Source organism: Cryobacterium sp. HLT2-28 (assembly GCF_004402495.1).
Taxonomy (GTDB): Bacteria; Actinomycetota; Actinomycetes; order Actinomycetales; family Microbacteriaceae; genus Cryobacterium; species Cryobacterium mannosilyticum.
In genome coordinates, this window is sequence record NZ_SOFH01000011.1 from 1 (window position 1) to 24,568 (window position 24,568).

The following is a 24,568-nucleotide window of genomic DNA, read 5'->3' on the forward strand; positions in this document are numbered from 1 at the left end:
GACCGTGCTTGTGCACGTGAACGCCGCCGACCTGCAGGCCGGCACCGGCGTCGGCTGGATCGACGGAGTCCCCGCCCCGATCAACCTCACCACCGTGAAACAACGCCTCTGCGCCGGCGGCTCCCAAACCGTGCTCTTCGGCCCCAACCAGGAAGTGCTCCGCCTCGGCCTGAACGAACGCTTCTTCAACCGCGCGCAACGCCGCTCCATCGCCGCCCGCGACGGCGGCTGCATCATCCCCGGCTGCACCTCCCCACCCCACTGGGCCGAACTCCACCACGTCATCCCCTGGTGGGCCGGCGGCCTCACCGACATCGACAACGGCGTCATGCTCTGCTGGTTCCACCACCACTACATCGAACGCGACGGCTGGAAAATCCGTATGGTCCGCGGCTCACCCCAGATCAAAGCCCCACCCTGGTACGACCCGAAACAGAACTGGCACCCCGCCAACCAGAACCGCGCCCGCACCGCCACAGCAACCCGGCACTGACCCGCTCCCGGGTCCCAGGTCTCGGGTCTGGGGTCTGGGGTCTGGGGTCTCGGGTCCCAGGTCTCGATGCTCGTCCACCGGGACGCACGACCTCGAGCAGAACGCACCGAGGAGTCGGCGTCACGCCGCCGAGACCTGCTCGAGGCGACGACGCCGGACTCCCCGGCCCACGATCAGCCCGAGAACCATGACACCGACCGCGGGGATCAGGAGGCTCGCCGATCCGCCCTGCACGCCGAGAGCGTTCACGAACACCTGAGCGCCATAGTCGACCATCTCGGCCGGGCGGGCCGCGAGCACACGGGATCCTGTTGCGGCGCTGACCGCCGTGAACACGGCCGGTCCGATCCAGAGGGCCAGAAAACCGACGACGGCGGCGGCCACACGGCCGATGGTCGTGAGGCCGCACCTGGCCACAGCAAGCCCCACGATGACGGCCGGAACCCACCGGGCCGCGCTCAGTAATGCCATGGCGGTCTCGGTCGCCGTGAAGGTGAACGGGCGCGCAATCAATCCGGCCAGCCACGGGCCCATCGCCACCGCGGCCAGGCTGACGGCGATCACCGCACCGGGAGCAGGCGCCCGGGCGACGAGCAGTAACACCAGCAGGCCGACCAGATTCGCGGCTATCGTTCCGGCAGTCAGACCGTAGAGATAGACGTTTGCCGCCGTACTGTCCACCAGTCCGGTGGCGACCGTGACGGCGGTTTGCACGGTTGCGCCGACCTGCACTATCTGCACGCCGACCACGAGTGCAACGAGCTCGAATCGAGGCTGCCGCGACCGCGTCGCCCGCGCGAGGCCGCCCGCGATCGCCGAACCCGTGACCATCACCGCGACCAGCAGAGTGATTGTGTACTGGCTGAACGGCAACAGGGTGAGCGGCATCTCCGCCGCCGATACGTCGACCGCCCAGAGATTCTGCACGGGCAGGCGCATCCCGGTGACCAGCCAGGGCAGTAGTCCGACGATCGCTGAGACAGCCCCCACGAACAGGTACGAAACCGGACCGATTGCATCCATCCGCGTGATCATGTTCACCAGACCCCCTCTTCTGAAGTCGCAAGGATAGCAGCGGGGCTCGACCGCGCGACGGGTGCCTCGGGGCTCGCACCGGTTCGAGCGTTGCGTCGAGGTTGACGGTTTTGATCGTAAGACGACGTGATGTGGTCGCGCTGGCAGAGGTCAGGCGGCGACCGCCGGGGGAGCCTGCCCGATCCTGCTCTGTTCTCTGTCTGCCGGAAGGCCCGGGTCGGCCGGGTCGCCGCCTTCGCCACGCAGGCGGGCATTCGCCGGCGGGGCAGGGAAGCGGTGCCATGCCGGCCAGGGCGGAGGCTTGGACACCTGCCGACACAGTTTCCCTGCCGGTTACCTGCGGGCTCTAAACTGGGACATCGCGTCGCGGGACCGCCGCTCCGCCGCGGACGAGGAGCCTGCGTGACCCAGATCCAGCCCGACCAGAACGTGCTCGCGGCCGGAACGAAAGCCGCGCCGGTGCGCACCCTCGTCGATATCCTCGCCGAGACGGCGTCCGCCCACCCGAGCGCGCTCGCGCTCGAGGACCAGGACGGCGCCATCAGCTACCGCGAGCTCATGCGCCTCGTCTCAGAGCAGGCCGGGCAACTGAGCGCGTCCGGGGTGCGCCGGGGCGACAAGGTCGGCATCCGGATTCCGTCCGGAACCCGTGAACTCTACGTCTCCATCCTCGCCACCCTCGTCGTCGGGGCCGCGTACGTGCCGGTCGACGCCGACGACCCGGAGGAACGCGCCCGGCTCGTCTTCGGCGAGGCCCGGGTCATCGGGGTCGTCGGACGGGCCGGCCGGTTCGCACTGACCGGCACCGTCGATGAGGCGGCGCTGGCCGAACGACCGCTGCCGCCGGGGGACGACCTGGCACTGGCCCACGCGCCCGGGACCATCCCCACCCCGAACGACGACGCCTGGGTCATCTTCACCTCCGGGTCGACCGGGGTGCCCAAGGGCGTCGCCGTGACCCACCGGGCGGCGGCGGCCTTCGTCGACGCCGAGGCCGGGCTCTTCCTCCGCTCCGAACCGATCGACGCCACCGACCGGGTGCTGGCCGGCCTGTCGGTGGCCTTCGACGCCTCCTGTGAGGAGATGTGGCTGGCCTGGCGCCACGGCGCCTGCCTCGTCACCGCCCCCCGCTCACTCGTGCGATCCGGTGCCGACCTCGGGCCGTGGCTGATCGCCCACGGCGTGACGGTGGTGTCGACGGTGCCTACCCTCGCCGCACTCTGGCCGGACGAAGCCCTCGAGCAGGTGCGGCTGCTCATCTTCGGCGGCGAGGCCTGCCCGTCCGAGCTCTCCGCCCGCCTCGTCGCCCCCGGACGCGAGGTCTGGAACACCTACGGTCCGACCGAGGCCACTGTCGTGGCCTGCGCCGCGCTGATGGACGGCACCGACCCGGTGCGGATCGGGCTGCCGTTGCACGGCTGGGACCTCGCCGTCGTGGATGCCGCCGGCGCCCGGGTGGTGCACGGCGGGACCGGCGAACTCATCATCGGCGGCGTCGGGCTGGCCCGCTACCTCGACCCCGCCAAGGACGCGGAGAAGTACGCCCCGCATGCGGCTCTCGGCTGGGAACGTGCCTACCGGAGCGGCGACCTGGTGCGGTTCGAGCGGGAGGGCCTGGTCTTCGTCGGCCGCGCCGACGACCAGGTGAAGCTCGGCGGCCGGCGGATCGAACTCGGCGAGGTCGAGGCGGCCCTGCGTTCGCTGCCCGGCGTGGCCGGCGCGGCCGCGGTCGTGCAGAAGACCCCCGCCGGCAACCAGGTCCTCGTCGGCTACCTCGCCCTCGCCGACGGGGTGGCGGCGTTCGACCGGGCGGCAGCCAACGACCGGCTCCGTGAGGCACTCCCGGCGGCGCTCGTTCCGCTGATCGCCCTCGTCGACGAGCTCCCCACCCGCACCTCCGGCAAGGTCGACAGGGCCGCGCTGCCCTGGCCCCTCCCGGCCGCCGCCGGAGGCGGGGAGACGGCCGCGCTGACCCCCACGGCGGCCTGGCTGGCCGGGCACTGGGCCGCGATCCTCGGCGTTCCCGTCGACGGACCCGACGCCGACTTCTTCGGCCACGGCGGCGGCTCGCTCTCCGCCGCCCAGTTCGTCTCCGCCATCCGGGAGCGCTACCCCGACACGCGCGTCTCCGACGTCTACGACCATCCCCGGATCGGAGCCCTCGCCGAGGAGCTCGACGCCAGGCTGCCCCCGGCGCCGACGATCGTGCGTGAGGTCCTCCCTGTGCCCGCGCGCAGCCGGATCGCCCAGACGCTGCTCGGCATCCCGCTGCACGTGCTCGTCGGCGCGCGCTGGCTCGTCTTCCTCGCCGCGGCGAACAACCTGCTCGCGGCCTGGGGCGGGGCGACGTTCGCGCCGACGATCTCCTGGTGGTGGGTCGCCCTCGGCTTCCTGCTCTTCGTCACCCCGCCCGGGAAGATGGCCATCTCCGTCGTCGCCGCGAGACTACTGCTGCGCGGGGTCACTCCGGGGGACCACCCGCGGGGCGGATCCGTTCACCTGCGCCTCTGGCTGGCCGAACAGGTCGCCTTGCTCGTCGACGCGGCCAGCCTGGCCGGGGCGCCGTGGATCAGCTACTACGCCCGGGCCCTCGGCGCGGAGGTCGGCGAGGACGTCGACCTCCATGCGCTCCCGCCGGTGACGGGGATGCTGACCATCGGCCCGCGCGCAGCCATCGAACCGGAGACCGACCTGGCCGGCTACTGGCTCGACGGGGACGTGCTCCGGCTGGGACGGGTGGAGATCGGCGCCGAGGCGACCATCGGGGCGCGCAGCACCCTGCTCGGCGGTGCCCGGATCGGCGCCGGCGCCGTCATCGAACCGGGTGCCGCCGTCTCCGGCGAGGTGCCCGACGGCGAACGGTGGGCCGGATCACCCGCCGTCCGGGTCGGTGCGGCCCGCGGGTCGTGGCCCGCCGAGCGCCCGCCGCGGGCCCGCCGCTGGCTGATCGCGTTCGCGGCAGGGGCGGTCGGCATGACCGCCATCCCTGCCGTGGCCGCCGGGCTCGGCGTGATCGTGGTGGGCGCCGCCATCGGCGACGCGGCGACCCTGGCCGACGCGCTCTGGCGGGCCGCCTGGGCCACCCCGCTCGCCGTCGTCGTCGCCGGCCTGGTCTACGCGACGCTGGTCGTCGCCGCGGTCCGGCTGGTCGGAGTCGGCCTCCGGGAAGGGTACTACCCGGTGCGCAGCCGGATCGGCTGGCAGGTCTGGATGACCGAACGCATCCTCGACGGCGCACGCACCCTGCTGTTCCCCATCTACGCGAGCCTGCTCACCCCGGTCTGGCTGCGCCTGCTCGGCGCCAGGGTCGGCGCCGGGGTCGAGGCCTCGACCGTGCTGCTGATCCCGGCGCTGACCACCATCGCCCCGGCCGCCTTCCTCGCCGACGACACCATGGTGGCCTGTTACGAGCTCGGCGGCGGCTGGCTGCGCATCGGCCGGGCCAAGGTCGGGCGGCGCGCGTTCCTCGGCAACAGCGGCATCGCCGGCCCGGGCCGCACGGTTCCGCGCAACGGGCTCGTCGCCGTGCTCTCCTCCACGCCCCGCAAGGCCAAGCGCGGCTCGTCCTGGCTGGGCAACCCGCCCGAGCGGCTGCGGCGGACGGTGACGGATGTCGACGAGGCCCGCACGTTCCTGCCGCCGGTCCGCCTGCGCACCGCCCGTGCCCTCTGGGAGGTGTTGCGGATCGTGCCCGTCATCGTCACGGCCCTGATCGCGCTCGGTGTGCTGGCCGCCCTCGACGGGCTGTGGCTCGGCCTCGGCCTCGGTTGGACGGTCGCGCTGTCGGGGATCGTCATGCTCGGCGCCGGCGCCGTCGCCGCCGGGGTCACGACGGTGGCCAAGTGGAGCCTGGTCGGCCGGATCGACGCGACCGAGCATCCGCTCTGGTCGTCCTTCATCTGGCGCAACGAGGTCTCGGACTGCTTCGTCGAGATGGTGGCCCGGCCCTGGTTCGCCGCCAAGGCCGCCGGCACCCCGGTGCTCTCGGTCTGGCTGCGCAGCCTCGGCGCCCGGATCGGCCACGGGGTGTGGTGCGAAACCTACTGGCTGCCCGAGGCCGACCTCGTCACCATCGACGACGGGGTGAGCGTCAACCGGGGCTGCGTGGTGCAGACCCACCTGTTCCACGACCGGATCATGCAACTCGACCGGGTGCATCTCGGCGCCGGGTCGACCCTGGGCCCGCACAGCGTCATCCTCCCGGCCGCGGCCGTGGATGAGGGCGCCACCGTCGGGCCTGCCTCGCTGGTGATGCGCGGCGAACGCGTGCCGGCCGGGTCGCTCTGGGCCGGGAACCCCATTTCGCCGTGGCACCAGCCGCCGTGGCAGACTTGATCCCCACCATGCCTCAAACCCCGCTCCAGACCACCATCGGTTCGGCGTCCGCCGGCGACGCCTACCTCCCCGCGAACGGGAACGGCGGCTACCGTGCCGTGCACTACGACGTCGACCTCGACTACCGGGTGGCCACGAACCAGCTTCGGGCGACCGCGACCGTCACCGCCGTGGCGTCGATGCGGCTCGACCGGTTCAGCCTCGATTTCGACGGGCTCAGCGTCGACCGGGTCACCGTCGACGGGGTCAGGCCGCGGAAGGTCTCGCAGTCGGCGCGGAAGCTCACGATCACCGCGGCGACCACGATCGAGGCCGGCCAGCGGTTCGAGGTGACCGTGCGGTACCGGGGGGCGCCGCATCCGCTGCGCACCATCTGGGGTGAGGTCGGCTGGGAGGAGCTGGACGACGGCGTGCTCGTGGCCGGCCAGCCCACCGGCGCGGCCTCCTGGTTCCCCTGCAACGACCACCCGGGCAACAAGGCCTCCTTTCGGATCCGGGTGACCTGCGAGGACCCGTACACGGTCGTCGCCAACGGGAAGCTGGTCTCCCGGTCGTCCCGCTCGGGGCGCACGTCGTGGACCTTCGTGGTGGCCGAGCCGATGGCAACCTACCTGGCCTCCGTGCTGATCGGCCGGTACCGCCGCACCGACGTGGCCGCGGCCCCGGTCGCCCAGCGGATCTTCTTCCCGGCCAACCTCGCCCACGAGACCGGCATCGACTTCGGCCGGCTGGGCGAGATGATCTCCCTGTTCAGCGGCCTGTTCGGGCCGTACCCGTTCGACGCGTACTCGGTCGTCGTCACCGACGACGAACTCGAGATCCCGCTCGAAGCCCACGGGCTGGCCGTCTTCGGCCGCAACCACGTGGACGGGCTGCACGGCAGCGACCGGCTGATCGCACACGAACTCGCCCACCAGTGGTTCGGCAACAGCCTCACCGTCGGGCTGTGGAAGGACATCTGGCTGCACGAGGGGTTCGCCTGCTACGCCGAATGGCTGTGGGGGGAGGCCAGCGGCGGCCGCACGGCCGACGAGAGCGCCGCCTGGCACCGGGCCAAGGTCGACACGTTGCCGCGAGACATCATCGCCGGCGACCCGGGCCCGCACGACATGTTCGACGACCGGGTCTACAAGCGCGGCGCCCTGGCCCTGCACGCCTTGCGGCGTTCGCTCGGCAACGACGCCTTCTTCGGGGCGGTGCGGGCGTACACCAGGGAACGGCGGCACGGCACGGTGTCGACCGGCGACTTCGTCGAGTTCTTCACCGTGCACACGGGCAGCGGTGAGGTCCACCACATCGTCGACCGCTGGCTGTTCCGCACAGCACTGCCCAAGCTCTGACCGGGTCAGGGCCGCCGGTCAGTGCGGCAGGTCGGTGTCCCCAGCCCGGGGCAGTGGCAGTGGCAGGCCATGGATGCGCCCGCCGGGAGCACACGCACGGCTGGGGAGCACCCGCACGGCCGGCTGCGCCGCGGTGAACACGGCGACTGTGCCCGCCAGGCCGGGCCCGGCGTCGAAGGCGGCGAGACGGGGGAGGACGCGGGGGAGCACGTCGCCGGGCTCGGCGCTGAGATGAGGGTGTGCCTCCTCGCCCGGCCGCGGGAGGCGCACGGTCAGCGTTCGGGGGTCGACTCTCAGGCCGACCCCGACCGCCTTGAGGGCGGCCTCCTTGGCGGTCCAGGTCTCCGCGCGGGTCCGGTCGGCGTGACCGGCCGGCAGCTCGGACAGCGCGGCGAGCTCGACCGGGCTGAAGGCCACGTCGTCGAAACCGGCACGGCCGACCGCGGCGACGCTCTCGATGTCGATCCCCACGGGGCCGGCGAACGAGAGAGCGACCGCGACGGTGGCTCCCGCCCGGCTGAGGCTGACGTCGAGCCGGCGTCCGGCGCCCGTCTCGGGGCCGACCGCGCCATCGGCGCCGCGAACGGCCGGCCGACCGTGGTCGGCGCCGCCGCAGACCGGGCAGCGCCGGTCCAGCGACAGCGCGCCGGGGGCGGAACCGAGGACCCAGCCGGCGGCGGCCAGCAGGAAGGCGCGGTCGGCGGCATCCGTCTCGCCGCGCGGCCCCAGGACGACGAAGACATCGGGCGTTCGCTCGTCAGTCACGCCCCCACGCTAGCGCCCGGACGGGCCGTGTCCTGCACTTCCCCGTTCGCCCCGGTGCGACACTGGAACCTGCACACGAGGAGAACCGATGGCACTGATCGACAACGCGATCTACGTGAACGGCCGCCGGGCCGCGACCCCGAAGACGCTGGACGAGACCTACGAGGTCATGAAGGCGAACAACGGCTTCGCCTGGATCGGCATGTACCGGCCCTCGGAGCGGGAAGTACGCTCCGTCGCCGCAGAGTTCAGCCTGCACCACCTGGCCGTCGAAGACGCCCTCAAGGGGCACCAGCGCGCCAAGCTCGAGCGCTTCGACGACATCCTGTTCGTGGTGCTGCGCCCGGCCCGCTACATCGACGACGAGGAACGGGTCGAATTCGGCGAACTGCACGTGTTCGTCGGACCGGACTTCGTCGTCACGATCCGTCACGCCGAATCCCCGAACCTGGCCAGGGTGCGCGAACGGATGGAGTCGACCCCCGAACTGCTGGCGTTCGGCCCTGAGGCGGTGCTCTACGCCATCCTCGACCAGATCGTCGACGAGTACGGTCCCGTCGTCGCAGGCCTCGAAAACGACATCGACGAGATCGAGGACCAGCTCTTCGACGGGGACCAGGAGGTCTCCCGGCGCATCTACGCGCTCTCCCGCGAGGTGATCGAGTTCCAGCGGGCCACCCAGCCGCTGGTCGGCATGCTCGAGGCACTCCAGCGCGGCTTCGACAAGTACAGCGTCGACGTCGAACTGCACCATCATCTCCGGGACGTGCTCGACCACACCCTGCGCGTCGCCGAGCGCGGCGACGCGTTCCGGCAGCTCCTCGACAACGCCCTGATCGTGCACAGCACCCTCGTCACCCAGCGTCAGAACGACGAGACCCGGCGACTGTCCGAGACAAGCCTGGCCCAGAGCGAGGAGGTCAAGAAGATCTCCAGCTGGGCGGCCATCCTCTTTGCGCCCACCCTCGTCGGCACGATCTACGGCATGAACTTCACCCATATGCCCGAGCTGAAATGGGTCTTCGGTTACCCGTTCGCGCTCGGGCTGATGGTGGCGATGGGGTTCGGCCTTTACTGGGTGTTCAAGAAGAACAACTGGCTGTAAGCGAACGGGCGTGGACTGCGCCTGCGCCTGCGCCTGCGCCTACGCCTGCGCCGCTCGCCAGGCGTCGACCTCGGCGCCCAGCGCCGCCTTCCCGGCGGCGTCCAGGAACGACGCCTCGATCCCGTTCCGGGCGAGCAGGGCCAGCCGGTCGGGGCCGAGTCCGAACTCGCGGTCGAGCGCGGCCAGGTTGTCGTCGATGTAGCCGCCGAAGTAGGCAGGGTCGTCTGAGTTGATGCAGGCGAGCAGCCCGCGGTCGAGCATCCGCACGATCGGGTGGTCGGCGAGGGTGTCGATCACCCGCAGGCGCACGTTGGAGAACGGGCAGACGGTCAGCGGAATCCGCTCCCGCACCAGCCGTTCCAGGAGCGTCTCGTCCTCCAGGCTGCGGATGCCGTGGTCGACCCGTTCCACGCCGAGCAGGTCGAGGGCCTGCCAGACGTACGCGGGCGGGCCCTCCTCGCCGGCGTGCGCCACGAGGTGCAGCCCGTTCGCCCGGGCGAGTTCGAACACCTCGGTGAAAAGCTCGGGCGGGTAGCCGACCTCGGCGGAGTCGAGTCCGATCCCGTCGATCCGGAAGTCGCCGGCCAGGATCTCCCCGAGCATGGCCAGCGCTTCGGCGGCCGGCCGGTCCCGCAGGAAGGTCACGATCAGCTTCGTGCTGATGCCCCAGTCCGCCTCCGATGTGTCGAGGGCCTCGCGCACCCCGCCGAGGGCGGTGAGCAGCGGGATGCCCCGGCTGGTGTGGGCCTGCGGGTCGAAGAAGATCTCCGCATGGCGCACCCCGGCCGTGCGCGCCCGCTCGAGGTAGGCGCGGGTCAGGTCACCGAAGTCGACCCGCTCACGCAGCACGTCGAGGTTGCGGTAGTACAGGTTCAGGAAGGACTGCAGATCGTCGAACTCGTACTGCGCTCGCAGTTCGGGCAGGGACGCCCAGGGCAGGGTGACGCCGTTGCGTGCGGCCAGGTCGAAAATAAGCTCGGGTTCGAGGGTGCCCTCGATGTGCAGGTGGAGTTCGACCAGGGGGATTTTCATTGCCCCATTCTCGCAAGCGGATGAGCCGGCTGCCGCCCACCCGCCGCCAGGGGCATTCCCGGGCCGATTTTTGCGCGGAATCCGGCGAAACCCGGGCCGCCTCACCGGGAAACGGGCGAGTCTGACTTAGGGTGTCGATGTGTGGCGACCCGATAGAAAAGTAGATGATGACGGCATCCTGTCGGAAATTCAGGATGCTTCCCCCGCCGACCCGCACAATCTTGCCTCGGCGCATGCGGTCAGCCTCGGCGACCCGGCCCTCTCGGTGGGCAACGTGGCGGACCCGGCCTGGCAGCGCTGGCGTGACGAACTCGCCGACGTCGGCGGCCGTTCGCCGCTGCTGCACTTCAGCGACGGGCCCCGCACCCGGATCGAGCTCAGCGCCACCCACCCGGGTGGTCTCCCGCAGTTCATCACCGGCAAGACCACCCTGCTCTCCAACCTGATCCGCGACGAACTCGCGCTGCGCAACGCGCGACTCGCGGCCGGGGAGATCACCCAGAAGGGGATCGAGCTGCGCTCGATGCGCGGCATCGAGTCGGTCCACCTCGCGATCGGCCTGGCCGAATGGCGCCACGGCGATGTCGACTACACCGCCCCCGTCCTGCTGCGTCCGCTCGCAATCCGCCGCTACGGCCGCGACTTCGAGCTCAAGCTCAAGGGGGCGCCGTTCCTCAACCCCGAGCTGGCCCGCGCCCTGGCCGACCAGTTCCAGATCACCCTCGATGCTGACGCGTTCGTCGCGCTCGCGGTCACCAACGGCGCCTTCAAACCGCAACCCGTGATCGACCGACTGCGCGGACTCACCTCCCACCTGCCCTGGTTCAACGTGGTCCCGCGCCTCGTTGCCTCGTCGTTCGCCGACGTCGGGCGCGCGCTGGCCGCCGACGCGGCCCGGCTGGAGCATCCGCTGCTCGACGCCGTCGCCGGCAACCAGAACGCGCGGCGCGCCATCGAGACCGCCTACAACCCGGTTGTGCCGATCGGCCAGGATGCCCGCCCGCCGGCCACCGACACGCTCCTCCTCGACGCGGACTCCGAGCAGGAGAACGTCGTCGCCCAGATCGCGGCCGGCAACTCCCTGGTCGTGAAGACCCTGCCGGGCACCGGCGGCACGCAGACCATCGTCAACGCGATCGGCTCGCTCATCTCCCAGCACAAGCGCGTGCTCGTGGTCAGCGCCAGGCGGTCCAGCCTCGACGGCATCGCCCACCGCCTGGTGCAGGTGGGGCTGCCCGGCGTCGCCGTCACCCCGCGCACCCTGCGCCGTGACCTGATCCAGTCGATCACCCGCAACGAGAAGGCCACCCAGCCGATGGTCGGCGACGTGGACGACGCCCTGGTGCGCCTGCGCAAGGTGCTGCTCGACTACCGCTCGGCCCTCACCCGCCGGGACAGCGCCCTCGGCGTCTCGGTGCTCGACACCCTCGGCGAGCTCGCGCGTCTCGCCCAGCTTCCCTCGCCCCCCTCGACGACCGCCCGGCTTGACCGGCGCGCCCTCGAACGCCTGGCCCAGGGTCGCGCGGCCGCCGCCGCGACGTTGATCAAGGCCGCCGCACTCGGAGAGTTCCGGTACGGGCCCGGCGATTCGCCCTGGTACGGCGCCTCGTTCACCTCGACCGCGGACGCGTCCGCGGCGCATCAGCTGGCCAAACGGGTCAATCAGGTCGAGCTGCCGCGCCTGCTCGAGCGCGCGGCCGGACTCGTCGGCCAGACCCGGCTGCGTCCGTTCGAGACGATCGCCGAACTCGGGATCTACCTGCGGCTGCTCCTGGACATCCGGGAGACCCTCGACAAGTTCCAGCCTGCCGTTTTCGACCGGCCGCTGACCGAGCTGATCGCCGCGACCGGGTCACGTCGGGAGTCCGCGGAGATGCCCTCGGCGAGCCGCCGCCGGCTGCGCCGGCTCGCCGAGGAGTACCTGCGCCCCGGCGTGCACGTCAGCGATATGAACGAGAGCCTGCGGCGCATCCAGCAGCAGCGCACCCTGTGGCAGCGCTACGTCGTCGCCGGGGTCACACCCGAGGTGCCGGTCGGGATCTCGGATGTCCACGTCGCCTTCCAGCGCGTGTCCGAGGATCTGGCGAGCCTCGACATCCCGCTCGGCACCGCCGGCACCACCCGCCAGCTGTCCGCCCGGCCGATCAAGGAACTCATCTACACGATCTCCGGGCTCGCCGCCGAGAGCGAGGTGCTCGCCAACCTGCACGAACGCACCGCGCTGCTCGCGACCCTGCGCGAACACAACCTCGACCCCCTGATGACCGACCTGGCCCAGCGCCACGTCTCCGAGAAGGACGTCGCCGGCGAACTCGAGCTCGCCTGGTGGCAGTCCGTGCTCGAGACCATGCTCAGCGGCGACAAGGCCCTCCTGAACGCGAACACCCAGGTGCTCGACCGTCTCGAGGCCGACTTCAAGCTCGTCGACGAGGCGCACGCCTCCACCACCGGCCAGTTGCTGGCCTGGCTGCTCGCCGAGACCTGGAAGATCGGCGTCGTCGACTGGCCCGAGGAAGCCGACAACCTCCGCCGTCTGCTCCGCGCCGACCGGGCGACGCCCAACCGGCTGCACAAGGCGGCGCCGCACCTGGGCCGCGTCCTCGCGCCGGTCTGGCTCGCCTCGCCGTACGAGGTGGCCGGCCTTGACGATGTGATGGGCTTCGACACCGTGCTGCTCGTGGACGCGGGGGCGACCACCTTCGCCGAGAACGTCGGCGCCATCCGCCGCGGCAAGCAGATCGTGGCCTTCGGTGACCCGGTGACCCAGACCCCGTCCGCGTTCGAGACCGGGATCAGCGAGTCAGGCGACGACAGGTCCGGCCAGGACACCAACGTCGACGCCCTCCACGCCGACTCCGCCCTCGCCCGCCTCGGCGAACTGCTCCCCACCCTCACGCTCACCCGCAGTTACCGGGCCGGCGGCGAGGACCTCGCCGAGCTGGTCAACCACCGCTTCTACGGCGGCCGGATCGACTCCCTGCCCTGGGCCGGCAGCTTCCTCGGCCACGGCAGCCTCACCCTCAACTACGTCGCGGGCGGGCACGGCATGCCGGACGCCGACAGTGGGGCCGTCGAGAGCGTCGACGCCGAGGTGGCCAAGGTCGTCGAACTCGTCATGGACCACGCCGTCAAACGCCCGCGGGAATCGCTCATGGTCATCACGGCCAGCGCCCGCCACTCGGTGCGGGTGCACCAGGCGGTGCTCTCCGCATTCTCCAAGCGCACCGACCTGTCCGACTTCATCCTGAAAGACCGGGCCGAGCCGTTCACCGTGCTCACCCTCGAACAGGCCGTGGCGCAGAGCCGCGACCGGGTCATCTTCTCCATCGGCTACGGCCGCACCCCACACGGGCGCCTGCTCACCAACTTCGGTTCGCTCGGTGAACCGGGCGGCGAGCGGCTGCTCGCGATCGGGATGACCAGGGCGAGGCGGGCGATGGACATCGTCTCCTGCTTCCGTCCGGCCGACATCGACGAGGACCGCCAACGCCACGGCATCCTCGCCCTCTCCCAGGTGCTCAGCGAAACGGAGGCACGCCGCAATGAGGCGCAGGTGCCCGACGCGAGCGAGGCCATGCTCGTCGACCTCGCCCGCCGGCTCGAACGCCTCGGCCTGACCGTCTCGCTCGGCCATCGCGGCAAGCTGGCCCTGGCCGGATCCCACGCCGGCCGCGCCGTCGTCGTCGAGACAGATGCCGTGGTCAGCCGGTCGAGCCTCCGCGAGTCGCTGAGGCTCCGGCCCGAGGTGCTGCGGCGCCTGGGCTGGCACTACCTGCGCGTGCACAGCTTCGAACTGTTCAGCAACCCCGACGCGGTCGCCGCTCGGGTGGCCGCCCTGGCCGGGGTCAAGCGATCCCCGATCGAATGAGCGGGGATGCCCCCGCCGGTTCGGACTCAGGCAAGCCGAGGCAGGCGGTCGTCAAAGGGCCGGGGCGGTCACGCCGCGCGAAGCTGACGCCCGCGCCGGACACCGACCCCGACCCGCATCCGCCGGTGCTCCGCGAAGAGGGCGGTGTCGCACCGGCGAGCGGGGACGCCAGGGCGGCCCGCAGCGAGAACGATGCCCGGCTCCGTCAGGACCGTCCGCCGCACTGGTAGAGCCCCGGAGCATCCGCGCCCGGGTCGGCAGGACGCGACGGCCCGGGCGGCCGCGGCGGTAGCCGGGTGCGGAACCGGGCGCGGCGACAGGATCGGCGTCGACGCGGTTCGGCCGCGCCGACGCCGTTCGGCTACGGTGCCTTGGGTGCTTCGGTGGCGAGCAGATCGCGGATCTCCGCGAGCAGGTCGAGCTCGGTGAGCGGAGCCGCCGTCGCGGCGCCGGCGGGGGCCAGGGCGGCGCGACGGCGCTCCTGGGCTTCCTTCATGCGGTTGATCGGCAGCACGAAGACGAAGTACACCACGGCGGCGATCAACAGGAAGTTGATGATGGCCGAGAGCACCAGGCCGAAGGCCAGGTTTCCGCCACCCGGCAGGCCGACCAGGAGCGCGGTCTTCAGGCTGTCCGCGTTGAAGATGGCACCGATCAGCGGGGTGAAGAGTCCCTCCACGATGGCGGTCACGACCGCGGTGAACGCCGCGCCGATGACGACGGCGACTGCCAGGTCGATGACGTTGCCGCGCATGACGAATTCTTTGAAACCGTTGATCATGGTCGAAGCTCCTCAGTTGGCGGCCGGAGTCGGCGCGCTCTTGATGGTGGTGGGTGAGGCAGCGGCCGGGGACTTCGTCTCCGCTTTCGCGGGCGCGGTTTGGCTTTTCTCGGTTGGGGTGGAGGACGGTTTCGCCTTGGCCTGCTGAGCCGACTTCGCGTCGGACCGGGCGTCGTTCTGGTAGAAGCCGGACCCCGTGAAGCTCACGCCGATCGATGAGAACACCTTGCGGAGCTTACCGCCGCAGCTGGGGCACTCGGTCAACGTGTCATCGGTGAAGGCCTGCTGGATATCGAAGGCGGTGTCGCACTCGGTGCAACGGTAGGAATAGGTAGGCACTGGAACTCCGGCTGTGGGACCCGTGCCGCATGCGGAACGTGGGTCTCCGATTGTGAGAATGGTTCGGGGGTTAGAAAGCGATGATTCGGGTGGGGGTGACCAGGCCGTCGACGGGCTGGTCGTGTACTTCGCGGGGCACCTCGTCGAGGTACTCGCCGTCGAAGACGACGGCGTAGACCGGGGGGCACTTCTCCATCGACCCGAGGGTCTTGTCGTAGTAGCCGCGGCCCCAGCCCATCCGCAGGCCGCTGCGGTCGACAGCCGCCGCCGGCACGATGATTAGGTCGACGTCGTTGATCGCGATCGGACCCAGTAACTCGCCGGCCGGCTCCGGAACGCCGGCGAGACCCTCGACCTCGGTTTGGTCCTCCCCGACGGTCCAGTCGAGCAGTCCGTCGTCACGGGAGACGGGGAACAGCACCTTGATGCCCTGGGCCTCGGCCCAGTTCACGAACGGGCGGGTGTTCGGCTCGTTGCGGGCGGACAAGTAGCAGGAAATGGACCGGGCGGAGAGGTCCAGGACGGTGTTCTGGAGGTTCTCGGTGAACCCGGCGGTGGCGGCATCCCGTTCCGCAGACGTCATGTTCTGGCGGCGCTCCCGCAACTCGGCGCGGAGCGCCCGCTTTCGGTGAGCGATGTCGGAGTCCATACAAGTCATCCTAGATGCCGATAGCGTTAGGGGCATGGGTACTCGAATCACTAAAGCTGTCATTCCCGCCGCGGGCCTGGGCACCCGGTTCCTGCCTGCCACCAAGGCGATGCCCAAGGAGATGCTCCCCGTGGTCGACAAGCCGGCGATCCAGTACGTCGTCGAGGAATCGGTGGCCGCGGGCCTCCACGATGTGCTGATGATCACCGGGCGCAACAAGAACGCCCTCGAAAACCACTTCGACCGGATGACCGAACTCGAGGCGATCCTGGAGAAGAAGGGCGACCAGAGCCGCCTTGAGAAAGTCAACCACGCCACCAAGCTCGCCGACATCCACTATGTGCGCCAGGGTGACCCGCTGGGCCTTGGCCATGCGGTGCTCCGGGCGAAGATGCACGTCGGCGACCAGCCGTTCGCGGTGCTGCTCGGTGACGACATCATCGACGCCCGCGACCCGCTGCTGGCGAAGATGCTCACCGAGCAGGGCAACCGCAATGCGAGCATCGTCGCGCTGATGGAGGTGGACCCGTCGCAGATCCACCTCTACGGTGCGGCCGCGGTCGAGCCGACCGACGACCCCGACGTGGTGCGAGTGACCGGCCTGGTCGAGAAGCCCAGCGCGGCGGATGCCCCGTCGAACCTGGCCATCATCGGCCGGTACGTGCTCCGCCCCGAGGTGTTCGACGTGCTCGAGCACACCCAGCCGGGCAAGGGCAACGAGATCCAGCTCACCGACGCCCTGCAGGAGATGGCCGCCACCCCCGAGACCACGGGCGGCGTCTACGGCGTCATCTTCCGGGGCCGCCGGTACGACACCGGCGACCGCCTCGACTACATCAAGGCCATCGTGCAGCTCGCCGTGGACCGCGACGATCTCGGCCCCGACCTTCGCCCCTGGTTGCACGACTTCGTGGCCACCCTCGACTGAGCCGCGAGAACGGAGGCGCGGCGGCCCCGGCGGGTCGGCTACATTTGTGACACACCATCGGGCATGAGGAGACGGACAGGCAGTGGCGATCGCGATTCCGACGCTTCACGAGGGTGAAGTGACGTTGCGCCCCGTGCGGCTGCGCGACGACAAGACGCTCGAGCAGGCGTTGATGGAGAACCGCGGCTGGCTGCGAAAGTGGGAGGCGACCAGCCCGTACGCGCCGATGTCCTTCGACACGAGGTCCAGCATCCGAAGCCTGCTCTCGCACTCGCGCAGCGGGCACGGCCTGCCGTTCCTGATCGAGTACGCGGGCGAGCTCGCCGGCCAGCTGAACGTGTCCTCGATCACCTGGGGTTCGCTGTCGTCGGCGACCATCGGTTATTGGGTCGGAGAACGGTTTGCCGGCAAGGCGATCACACCGATCGCCGTCGCCCTGGCCACGGACTACTGTTTCGGGCAGCTCGGCCTGCACCGGATGGAGATCTGTATTCGCCCGGAGAACGCCCCGTCGCTGCGGGTGGTCGAGAAGCTCGGTTTCCGCTACGAGGGCCTGCGCCGCCGGTACATCCACATCAACGGCGACTGGCGCGACCACTATTGCTTCGCCCTCGTGGCCGAGGAGGTTCGGCAGGGCGTGCTGCGCCGCTGGCGTGAGGGCGCGGTCTCCCCGGAGGCCGCGATGGTGAGCGTGCTGGACCGGGCCGCGGCGGCGCATCCGCTGCCGATCAGCGACCGATGAATTCGGCCGATCTCGGTGACACACCCTCGGTAATCAGCTCCGGAGGGACGCTGCGCTCCTAGCGTAGACAGCATGAGTAGCGAGGTCCTGGGTGGGGGAGTGATGGTGGCGGTCGCCGCTGCCCTCTGGGTGGCCTATCTCATGCCGACCTGGGCGCGCCGGCATCAATATGTGACCACCGAGCGGAACGCCGTTCGGCTGCAGCAGACGCTGCGCATCCTCGCGGAGACCTCGGAAGTGCCCCAACAGGTCCGCCTCGAAGCGAACGCCCGCACCGTGGTCTCCCAGCGCAAGCTGCTGGCCCAGGCCGAAGACGACGCCAGGGCAGAGGCGCGCGCCGTGGCAGGCGCCGCGACGGCCGAGCGACGTGCGGTGGCGGATGCCGCGGCCGCCGACCGTCGTGACACGGCGGCGCGGGCCGCAGCCAATCGTTCGGAAAGGCGAGGACCTCCCATTTCAGCTCACCTCCTGCGGTCCCGGCGGCTTCGTCGCGGTCGGGCGCTCTCCACCCTTGTCCTGCTCGTCGGTGTCGTGCTCCTGGTCAGTGGCGTGCCGTCCGCCGTGGCAGGCGGCCCCTGGACGATGGCTGCCGTCGGCGCGGCTGCGGCTGCCCTCGCCTTCGGGGCCCTGTCGCGACTGGCTCGCACAACCCGGAGCGCGTCCCGGCTCCGCGTCAGCGGCTCCGGCGGCGAATACGAGGAAGTGCCGGCCAGGGCCGGCCAGCGGTTCGAACCGGTGCAGTTCGACGAGGTCCCGGTGGCCACGCCGACCTGGACGCCCCAGCCGCTCCCGCTTCCCCTCCACCTTGCCCCTGGCACGATCGCCCAGACGGCCATGGCGTCGGCGGATGCCGCGGCCGGACTCCGGAAGGCGGCCGCGGAGGCCGAGGTGGCCAGACGCGCCGCCCAGCTCGCGGTAGCCGTCACCCCGCTCAAGCGCGGGGTGGCCGCGCCGACAGCCGCTCCCGCCGTCTCGTCCGCCGTCACTGCCGCATCGAACCGATTCGCGTCGATGGGTGTGGTCGGCGAGACCGCACCGGGAATGACCGACCTCGACGCCGTGCTGCGCCGCCGCCGCGCCGTCGGCTGACGCTCCGCGCTGCCGGACTTTTCGGCCCAGGGACTGCTCCGATTCGCGACGCGACGGCCGGTCTGCTCCAACGCGGTCCCCACGCGTGATATTCTGCATAAGCGGTAAGGGGCTATGGCGCAGTTGGTAGCGCGTCTCGTTCGCAATGAGAAGGTCAGGAGTTCGAATCTCCTTAGCTCCACCGAGCACGATGAGAAAGCCCCCGGGAGACCGGGGGCTTTCTTCGTGTCGCGAATGCGGGCCCGGCGGCATCCGTGCAGCCCGAGGTTGAACCGGAGATTTGTGCGACACGCCGGAATGCGCGCCCGCCCAGCCGGCGCGTCGAGAGATTCTCCGCCGTGGCCGACCGCCGCGCCCGGCGAGGGGGAGCGCTGCCCCAGCCAGACCTTGAGCCTGGCCGGGGCGGCTTCGTCCCGGGCCCCTGAATCCCCCACGGTCATTCGAGTATCGAATCTCACCACGGAACTAGTACGATCGTACAACATGTGGGGAGGTTCTGGTGGTTCGAAGTGATGCTCGCTCCGTGGAGACTCGCGAGCGCATACTCGCCGCCGCCGCGATCGAGTTCGCCGACCGCGGGTACGCAGGCACGTCGATTGCCCTCATCGCCGAGAAGTCGGCCACCGGGAAGGGCCTGGTTCAGTACCATTTCAAGGCGAAATCGGACATTGCCCTGGCGATTGTGCGCTCCGCGTTCTCCCAGGCGCCATTCGCCAATGTGCTCGGAGTCGACACCGTTCACGGGCTCGAAGCCGTGGTCGCGTCGATCCGCAGCGTCGCAGGCGCGTTCCGCGACGACGTGCAGGTTCGGGCCGCCGTTCGGCTGATGCGGGAGTACCACCTGATTCCCGTCACGCTGCCGACGCCCTACGTGGGGTGGATCGCGCGCATCGGGGCGCTGCTGCGGGAGGCCGAGGCTGCCGGCGATGTTCGCCAGGGGCTCGATGCCGACCGGGAGGCCTGGCACCTCGTCGGCTACTTCTACGGCGTCCAGGAGATCTCCAATCGCCTTTCCGCGCGTGAAGACCTCCCCGAGCGGATCGAGGAGATGCTTGCCCGTGCGCTCGTGACCTTGGGGGCCGTCGCCCCGGAACGATATCTCTGACGACTCGACCGCGGGCGCGGTGCGTTCGTCTCAGCCGGGATCGCCGGGGAGGCCCGGTTTCTGCAGGAGCCGGGTGATCCGGTTGGCCTCCTCGAGCAAAAGCTGCCCGAGCACCTGCTGCCGCTCGGGCCGGAATCTCGGCTCGATCCCGGTGAGGGAGAGCGCCCAGGTCGGCCGGTTGGCGCGGTCGAAGATCGCGGCGCCCATGCCCCAGCTGCCCTCGAAGATGAGCCCGGGGTTCACCGAATACCCGGTCACCCTGGTGCGGCTGAGGTTGGCGCGGATGGCGTCGGGCGAATGCTGCTCTCCCCACCGGGCGACGAAGGCCTCATCCTGCACGAGCAGCTGCTCGGCCTCCGCCTCGGGGAGGAACGCCAGGATGGCGATCCCGGCCGAAGCGACACCGAGCGGGAAGCGCACGCCCTCGTGCAGCACGAAGGAGCGGATCGGGAAGCTGCCCTCCTCCCGCAGGAGGCAGACGGTCTCAGCGCCGCGCCGGATGGACAGGAACGCGCTCTCCCCGGTCTCCTCGGCCAGGCGTTGCAGGCTGGGCCGGGCCAGCTCCTCGATCGGATAGCGCTGGGCCGCGACAGCTCCCATCACGAAGATCTCCGGCCCGTAATGCCAGGTGTGGCTGATCGGGTCGTGGTCCAGGATGCCTTCGGCCGCCAGCGAGCTGAGCAGGCGGTGCACGGTGGGTCTGGTCAGGCCCGAATCGCGCACGATCTCGGCCAGGGGGGTGCCGGCCGGGTTGCGCCCCACCAGTCGGAGCAGCAGGGCGATGCGCCCGACGACCTGCGCGCCCTGCACGGGGCTGCCCTGGTTCTCGCTCACAAATTCTCCCATATGTCCATAATGTGGATATCAATGAGCCTACTGTTCACGGAGTGGATGATCGCAATTCTAGCGAATCTGAGGCGATTGACAGCGGTCCAATTCGCCGCCTAGCATGGCCGACAGATGTCATGTCCACAAAGTGGATACGCAGAATTGCTCGATGAGGAGAATTCCATGTCCAAGGTTTCATGCAGCGCCGCCGACGCGCTCAGTGATGTGTTGCGCGACGGGATGGTGCTGGCCGTCGGCGGATTCGGGCTCAGCGGGATCCCGGCCGACCTGATCGACGCGGTGCGGGCATCCGGGGTGACCGGACTGACCATCGTCTCCAATAACATGGGCGTCGACGGACTGGGACTGGGCCGCCTGCTCGACGCGGGCCAGGTGCGGAAGGTGATCGCCTCCTACGTGGGCGAGAACAAGCTCTTTGCCGAGCAGCTGCTCGCCGGGCAGCTCGAGGTGGAGTTCAGCCCCCAGGGAACGCTCGCTGAGCGCCTCCGGGCCGGCGGCGCCGGCATCCCCGCGTTCTACACGAAAACCGGGGTCGGCACCCTGATCGCCGAGGGCAAGCCACTCGCCGAGTTCGACGGCGTCACCTATCTGCAGGAACGCGCGATCATCGCGGACGTCGCGCTCGTGCACGCGCATCTCGCCGACACAGAGGGCAACCTCGTCTACCGCTACACGGCCCGCAACTTCAACCCGATCGTGGCGATGGCCGGCCGCATCACCGTCGCCGAGGCCGAGCACATCGTTGCGCCGGGGGACATCGACCCGAACCACGTCGTGACTCCCGGGGTCTACGTGCAGCGGCTGGTGCGGGCGACCCGGCGCACCAAGAACATCGAGCAGCGCACCGTGCGGTCCCGGCCCGCCGCAGTGTCCGCCTGACCCGGCCTGAGATTTTCGACCAAGGAGCATGAGAATGACCTGGACCAGAGACGAGATGGCCGCGATCGCGGCCGAAGAACTGAGCGACGGCGACTACGTCAACCTGGGCATCGGCATCCCGACCCTTGTCGCCAACAACCTGCCGGCCGGCATCCGCGTCACGCTGCAGAGCGAGAACGGCCTGCTCGGCATGGGGCCGTTCCCGTGGGAAGGGGAGGAGGACGCCGACCTGATCAATGCGGGCAAGCAGACCGTGACGCTGCTGCCGGGGGCGTCGATCTTCGACTCCGCGACCTCGTTCGGGATGATCCGCGGCGGGCACGTGAAAGTCGCCATCCTCGGGGCCATGCAGGTCTCCGGCACCGGCGACCTCGCCAACTGGACCATTCCCGGGAAGATGGTCAAGGGAATGGGCGGCGCGATGGACCTGGTTGCCGGGACACCTCGGGTCGTCGTGCTGACCGAGCATGTGGCCAGGGACGGCTCCCCGAAGATCGTCGAGACCTGCACCCTGCCGCTGACCGGCGTCGCGGTGGTCGACCGGATCATCTCCGACCTGGCCGTGTTCGACGTCACCGACGCCGGCCTCGTGCTCCGCCGGCTGGCGCCCGGCGTGAGCGTCGAAGAGATCCGCAACAAGACCGAGTCGGCGTTCAGCGTCGCAATATTGGGAGTGGTGGGCGAATGAGTCTCAAGGAACAATTCGGCACGGACGTGCTCCTGACCGGCTGGGGCCACAGCCGGTTCGGCAAGCTCACCGAGGACACCCTCGAGTCGCTGATCGTGCGAGTGGCCGCCGAGGCGATCGAGAACTCTGGCGTCGACGCCGCCCAGATCGACGAGATCTACCTGGGCCAGTTCAATTCCGGCCTGGTCCCGCTGGGTTTCCCATCGTCGCTGGCGCTGCAGACCGACCCGGCGCTCGCCAATGTGCCGGCCACCCGGGTCGAGAACGCCTGCGCGTCCGGCTCGGCCGCGTTCCAGCAGGGCGTCAAGGCGATCCTCGCCGGAACCGCCCGCACCGTGCTCGTGATCGGCGCGGAGAAGATGACGGATGCGTCGCCGGAACTGGTCGGTTCGGCCCTCCTCGGCGCGGACTACGACCTGGCCGGGCAAGAGTCCACGTCGGGCTTCGCGGGGCTCTTCGCCGTCGTGGCCGGCGCCTACGAGGACCGGTACGGCGCCATCGGCGACGTGCTCGGCTCGATCGCCGCGAAGAACCACCGGAACGGGGTCGACAACCCGTTCGCCCAGTTGCGGCGTGACCTCGGCGAGGACTTCTGCCGGACCGTCTCGGACAAGAACCCGATCGTGGCCGGAACCCTTCGCCGCACCGACTGCTCCCCGGTCTCCGACGGGGCCGCGGCCCTCGTGCTCACGACCAGCACGGCCCGCTCCGCCGGCGCCGCCACCGACCCGGTGCGTCTGACCGGCTTCGGCCACGCCAACGATTTCCTGCCGGCGGCGCGCCGTGACCCGACGGAGTTCGCGGCCACCCGGGTCTCCTTCGAACGTGCCCTGCGGATGGCGGGGGTCGGGCTCGACGACCTCGACTTCGCCGAGGTGCACGACTGTTTCACCATCGCCGAGTTGATCATGTACGAGGTGATGGGGCTGACCGCCCCCGGCGAGGGGCGCCGGGCGGTCGAGGAGGGCTGGGTCTACCGCGACGGGAGAATGCCGGTCAACATCTCCGGCGGACTCAAGGCCAAGGGCCACCCGGTGGGCGCGACCGGGGTCTCCCAGCACGTCGTCTCCGCCATGCAGCTCACCGGCACGGCCGGCGCCATGCAGCTTCCGGCGCCGCGCCGCGCCGTCGTGCAGAACATGGGCGGCGTCGGCGTCGCCAACTACGTCAGCGTGCTCGAGGCCGTCTGACCCTCGAGCTCCGGATCCGGCCGAGCCACCGTTCACGGTGTCCCGGCCGGTGTGCTCGCTCGAGGGCGCGGCCTCGAAAACAGTGCGGCCGAGGGCGTCGCCGACGAACCCTCGCCGGTGTCACAGTGCCAGGACCAATGCTGGTGGCAGTTCCGATCCGTCAGCCATGACGGGCGCGACCCGCCGGCACGCCGGTCAGCCGACGAACGTGGCCATGGTCAGCACGGTGGTTCCGTCGACGTCGGCGGTCGACAGCTCGACCCGTGCCGAACCCAGTTCTGACAGCGACGACGGATGCGTGCCGCCACACGGAATCCGCACGGTGTGCCCGGGAAGTTCGAGCACCCAGTACCGGCGGTCGGTGAGGCGGTCACCGTCGCGGTCGATCCGCACGCTCGCCCCCGTGGCCATCCATTCGGCCAGGCTCGCGTTGACCTGGGCCTCCACCTCGGCGAGGCCGCCGACGAAGCCGTCGGTGACGAAGCCCTTGCGGCGCAGGGACTTGCCGAGCCGGTAGGTGTCGGTGGACCCGTTCTCGCCGATCAGGGACACGTCGATGGCCACGCCGTCGAAATCGGGGTGGCCGAGGCCGTCCGGCCGGGTGTCCTTCTTCCACCGGTCGGCGAGGGCGCGGTTGAGCGCGAGCGAGGCCAGGTGGCATCCGGTGTGGCCCGAGGATATCCGGCGACGGTGACCGGGATCAACGACGGCCTCGGCCTGGTCGCCCTCGGCGATGACGGCGTCGCCGGCCATGAGGTGCACGACGACGAACGCCCAGCCTTCGGTGCCTTTGCCGACCGGGATCTCCCGGCCGAGGTGCAGCGTGGTCCCGTCCGTCGCTCCGACGACGCAGTCCAGCACGGGCAGTTCGGCACCGGCGACGCGGAGCGCGGCACGGTCGGCGCCCTGGTCGGGCCAGCCGGCGTCGACCGGGTGCACGCAGCTGCGCTCCAGCAGCACCGCGAGGCGACCGTCGGGGAGGTGTTCGCAGTGCAGGACGGTGGTGGAGTTCTCGGTCTCGGCGGAGGGGTACCCGACCAGGGTGTCCTCGGAGGGCAGCGTCACGATCGGATCCTTTCGAAGGGGGCGCCCACCGCGCGGACGTGCGGGGCGGACACAGGAAAGGTGCCGCCGCGTACACACGTGGCGGCACCCTCGGTAATGATGGAGGAGGCGCTAGGCCTTGCGGGCCTTCTCAGCCGTTTCGTTGGACTTGGCGTGCTTGTCGGCGCGCTTTTCCTTCAAGGACTTTCCGGCAACCTTCTTGGTCGCGTCTTTTTTGGGCGATTTGTCAGCCATGTGTACTCCTTCGATCCGAGCCCCAGCGGCACCGTGCCTTCGACCATACGCGGATTC

General features: G+C 70.3%; 22 protein-coding genes and 1 tRNA gene. 14 read left to right on the plus strand and 9 right to left on the minus strand.

Translation table 11 applies throughout. From position 1 onward, the window contains the following. A partial coding sequence (locus E3O48_RS05000) for an HNH endonuclease signature motif containing protein (RefSeq protein ID WP_134537534.1) occupies positions 1-493 on the plus strand: 493 nt, incomplete at its 5' end. Positions 494-613: 120 nt separating this feature from the next. Here E3O48_RS05000 and E3O48_RS05005 read toward each other — a convergent pair. Beyond that, positions 614-1,534 carry a hypothetical protein gene (locus E3O48_RS05005; RefSeq protein WP_134537535.1) on the minus strand — a complete coding sequence of 307 codons (921 nt, stop codon included), beginning with the start codon at positions 1,532-1,534 and terminating at the stop codon, positions 614-616. Positions 1,535-1,930: 396 nt separating this feature from the next. Between E3O48_RS05005 and E3O48_RS05010 the strand changes: the two genes are divergently transcribed. Further along, complete coding sequence (locus E3O48_RS05010; RefSeq protein ID WP_241982406.1) at positions 1,931-5,863, plus strand: Pls/PosA family non-ribosomal peptide synthetase; 3,933 nt, start codon at positions 1,931-1,933, stop codon at positions 5,861-5,863. A gap of 8 nt (positions 5,864-5,871) precedes the next feature. Next, positions 5,872-7,203 (plus strand): M1 family metallopeptidase, encoded by a 1,332-nt coding sequence (locus E3O48_RS05015; protein WP_134537614.1) that lies wholly within the window; start codon positions 5,872-5,874, stop codon positions 7,201-7,203. Positions 7,204-7,221: 18 nt separating this feature from the next. Here E3O48_RS05015 and E3O48_RS05020 read toward each other — a convergent pair whose 3' ends face one another. Further along, on the minus strand, positions 7,222-7,968 hold the full coding sequence (locus tag E3O48_RS05020) for a 4'-phosphopantetheinyl transferase superfamily protein (RefSeq protein ID WP_134537536.1): 747 nt from the start codon (positions 7,966-7,968) through the stop codon (positions 7,222-7,224). Positions 7,969-8,056: 88 nt separating this feature from the next. On the opposite strand from E3O48_RS05020, the gene E3O48_RS05025 reads away from it, so the two are divergent. Beyond that, positions 8,057-9,073 (plus strand): magnesium and cobalt transport protein CorA, encoded by a 1,017-nt coding sequence (locus E3O48_RS05025; RefSeq protein WP_134537537.1) that lies wholly within the window; start codon positions 8,057-8,059, stop codon positions 9,071-9,073. Positions 9,074-9,112: 39 nt separating this feature from the next. Here the strand turns inward: E3O48_RS05025 and E3O48_RS05030 are convergent, their stop codons facing one another. Continuing rightward, positions 9,113-10,105 (minus strand): adenosine deaminase, encoded by a 993-nt coding sequence (locus E3O48_RS05030; protein ID WP_134510253.1) that lies wholly within the window; start codon positions 10,103-10,105, stop codon positions 9,113-9,115. 139 nt (positions 10,106-10,244) lie between these two features. Between E3O48_RS05030 and E3O48_RS05035 the strand changes: the two genes are divergently transcribed. Together E3O48_RS05035 and E3O48_RS05040 are read left to right on the plus strand one after the other, a co-directional pair. Further along, complete coding sequence (locus E3O48_RS05035; RefSeq protein WP_370249200.1) at positions 10,245-13,973, plus strand: AAA family ATPase; 3,729 nt, start codon at positions 10,245-10,247, stop codon at positions 13,971-13,973. Further along, positions 13,970-14,203: a hypothetical protein gene (locus E3O48_RS05040; protein ID WP_134537538.1), complete on the plus strand. Its 234-nt coding sequence runs from the start codon at positions 13,970-13,972 to the stop codon at positions 14,201-14,203. The genes E3O48_RS05035 and E3O48_RS05040 overlap by 4 nt, the downstream gene beginning before the upstream one ends. Positions 14,204-14,334: 131 nt before the next feature. Here E3O48_RS05040 and mscL read toward each other — a convergent pair whose 3' ends face one another. The 3 genes from mscL to E3O48_RS05055 all read right to left on the minus strand — a co-directional run bounded on the left by mscL (position 14,335) and on the right by E3O48_RS05055 (position 15,742). Continuing rightward, positions 14,335-14,754, minus strand: coding sequence for a large conductance mechanosensitive channel protein MscL (mscL, locus tag E3O48_RS05045; protein WP_134510249.1), 420 nt, complete (start codon positions 14,752-14,754; stop codon positions 14,335-14,337). Between the two features lie 12 nt (positions 14,755-14,766). Continuing rightward, complete coding sequence (locus E3O48_RS05050; protein ID WP_134537539.1) at positions 14,767-15,093, minus strand: FmdB family zinc ribbon protein; 327 nt, start codon at positions 15,091-15,093, stop codon at positions 14,767-14,769. A gap of 70 nt (positions 15,094-15,163) precedes the next feature. Then, positions 15,164-15,742, minus strand: coding sequence for a 5-formyltetrahydrofolate cyclo-ligase (locus tag E3O48_RS05055; protein ID WP_134510246.1), 579 nt, complete (start codon positions 15,740-15,742; stop codon positions 15,164-15,166). A 34-nt stretch (positions 15,743-15,776) separates the two neighbouring features. On the opposite strand from E3O48_RS05055, the gene galU reads away from it, so the two are divergent. The 5 genes from galU (at position 15,777) to E3O48_RS05080 (ending at position 19,606) form a co-directional block, all read left to right on the plus strand. Beyond that, complete coding sequence (gene galU / locus E3O48_RS05060; RefSeq protein ID WP_134510244.1) at positions 15,777-16,670, plus strand: UTP--glucose-1-phosphate uridylyltransferase GalU; 894 nt, start codon at positions 15,777-15,779, stop codon at positions 16,668-16,670. Between the two features lie 82 nt (positions 16,671-16,752). Next, positions 16,753-17,412, plus strand: coding sequence for a GNAT family N-acetyltransferase (locus E3O48_RS05065; protein ID WP_134537540.1), 660 nt, complete (start codon positions 16,753-16,755; stop codon positions 17,410-17,412). Positions 17,413-17,484: 72 nt separating this feature from the next. Continuing rightward, on the plus strand, positions 17,485-18,501 hold the full coding sequence (locus E3O48_RS05070; RefSeq protein ID WP_134537541.1) for a hypothetical protein: 1,017 nt from the start codon (positions 17,485-17,487) through the stop codon (positions 18,499-18,501). A gap of 108 nt (positions 18,502-18,609) precedes the next feature. Next, positions 18,610-18,682: transfer RNA gene (locus E3O48_RS05075), tRNA-Ala, on the plus strand. A 342-nt stretch (positions 18,683-19,024) separates the two neighbouring features. After that, positions 19,025-19,606 carry a TetR/AcrR family transcriptional regulator gene (locus E3O48_RS05080; protein ID WP_166788612.1) on the plus strand — a complete coding sequence of 194 codons (582 nt, stop codon included), beginning with the start codon at positions 19,025-19,027 and terminating at the stop codon, positions 19,604-19,606. A 30-nt stretch (positions 19,607-19,636) separates the two neighbouring features. Here E3O48_RS05080 and E3O48_RS05085 read toward each other — a convergent pair whose 3' ends face one another. Further along, complete coding sequence (locus E3O48_RS05085) at positions 19,637-20,440, minus strand: IclR family transcriptional regulator (RefSeq protein WP_241982407.1); 804 nt, start codon at positions 20,438-20,440, stop codon at positions 19,637-19,639. Positions 20,441-20,617: 177 nt separating this feature from the next. Here E3O48_RS05085 and E3O48_RS05090 point away from each other — a divergent pair, with 177 nt between their 5' ends. From E3O48_RS05090 to E3O48_RS05100, 3 genes are read left to right on the plus strand one after another with little or no spacing between them, the layout of a single operon-like run. Continuing rightward, entirely contained in the window at positions 20,618-21,334 is a 717-nt protein-coding gene (locus E3O48_RS05090) for a CoA transferase subunit A (RefSeq protein ID WP_134537544.1), read from the plus strand. 34 nt (positions 21,335-21,368) lie between these two features. Beyond that, positions 21,369-22,022: a CoA transferase subunit B gene (locus E3O48_RS05095; protein ID WP_134510232.1), complete on the plus strand. Its 654-nt coding sequence runs from the start codon at positions 21,369-21,371 to the stop codon at positions 22,020-22,022. Continuing rightward, positions 22,019-23,212, plus strand: a complete 1,194-nt coding sequence (locus E3O48_RS05100; protein ID WP_134537545.1) for an acetyl-CoA acetyltransferase — start codon at positions 22,019-22,021, stop codon at positions 23,210-23,212. The genes E3O48_RS05095 and E3O48_RS05100 overlap by 4 nt, the downstream gene beginning before the upstream one ends. A gap of 195 nt (positions 23,213-23,407) precedes the next feature. Here E3O48_RS05100 and E3O48_RS05105 read toward each other — a convergent pair whose 3' ends face one another. Together E3O48_RS05105 and E3O48_RS18165 are read right to left on the minus strand one after the other, a co-directional pair. Then, positions 23,408-24,277 carry a metal-dependent hydrolase gene (locus tag E3O48_RS05105; RefSeq protein ID WP_134537546.1) on the minus strand — a complete coding sequence of 290 codons (870 nt, stop codon included), beginning with the start codon at positions 24,275-24,277 and terminating at the stop codon, positions 23,408-23,410. A 111-nt stretch (positions 24,278-24,388) separates the two neighbouring features. Further along, on the minus strand, positions 24,389-24,511 hold the full coding sequence (locus E3O48_RS18165; RefSeq protein WP_255453709.1) for a hypothetical protein: 123 nt from the start codon (positions 24,509-24,511) through the stop codon (positions 24,389-24,391). Positions 24,512-24,568 lie beyond the last annotated feature (57 nt).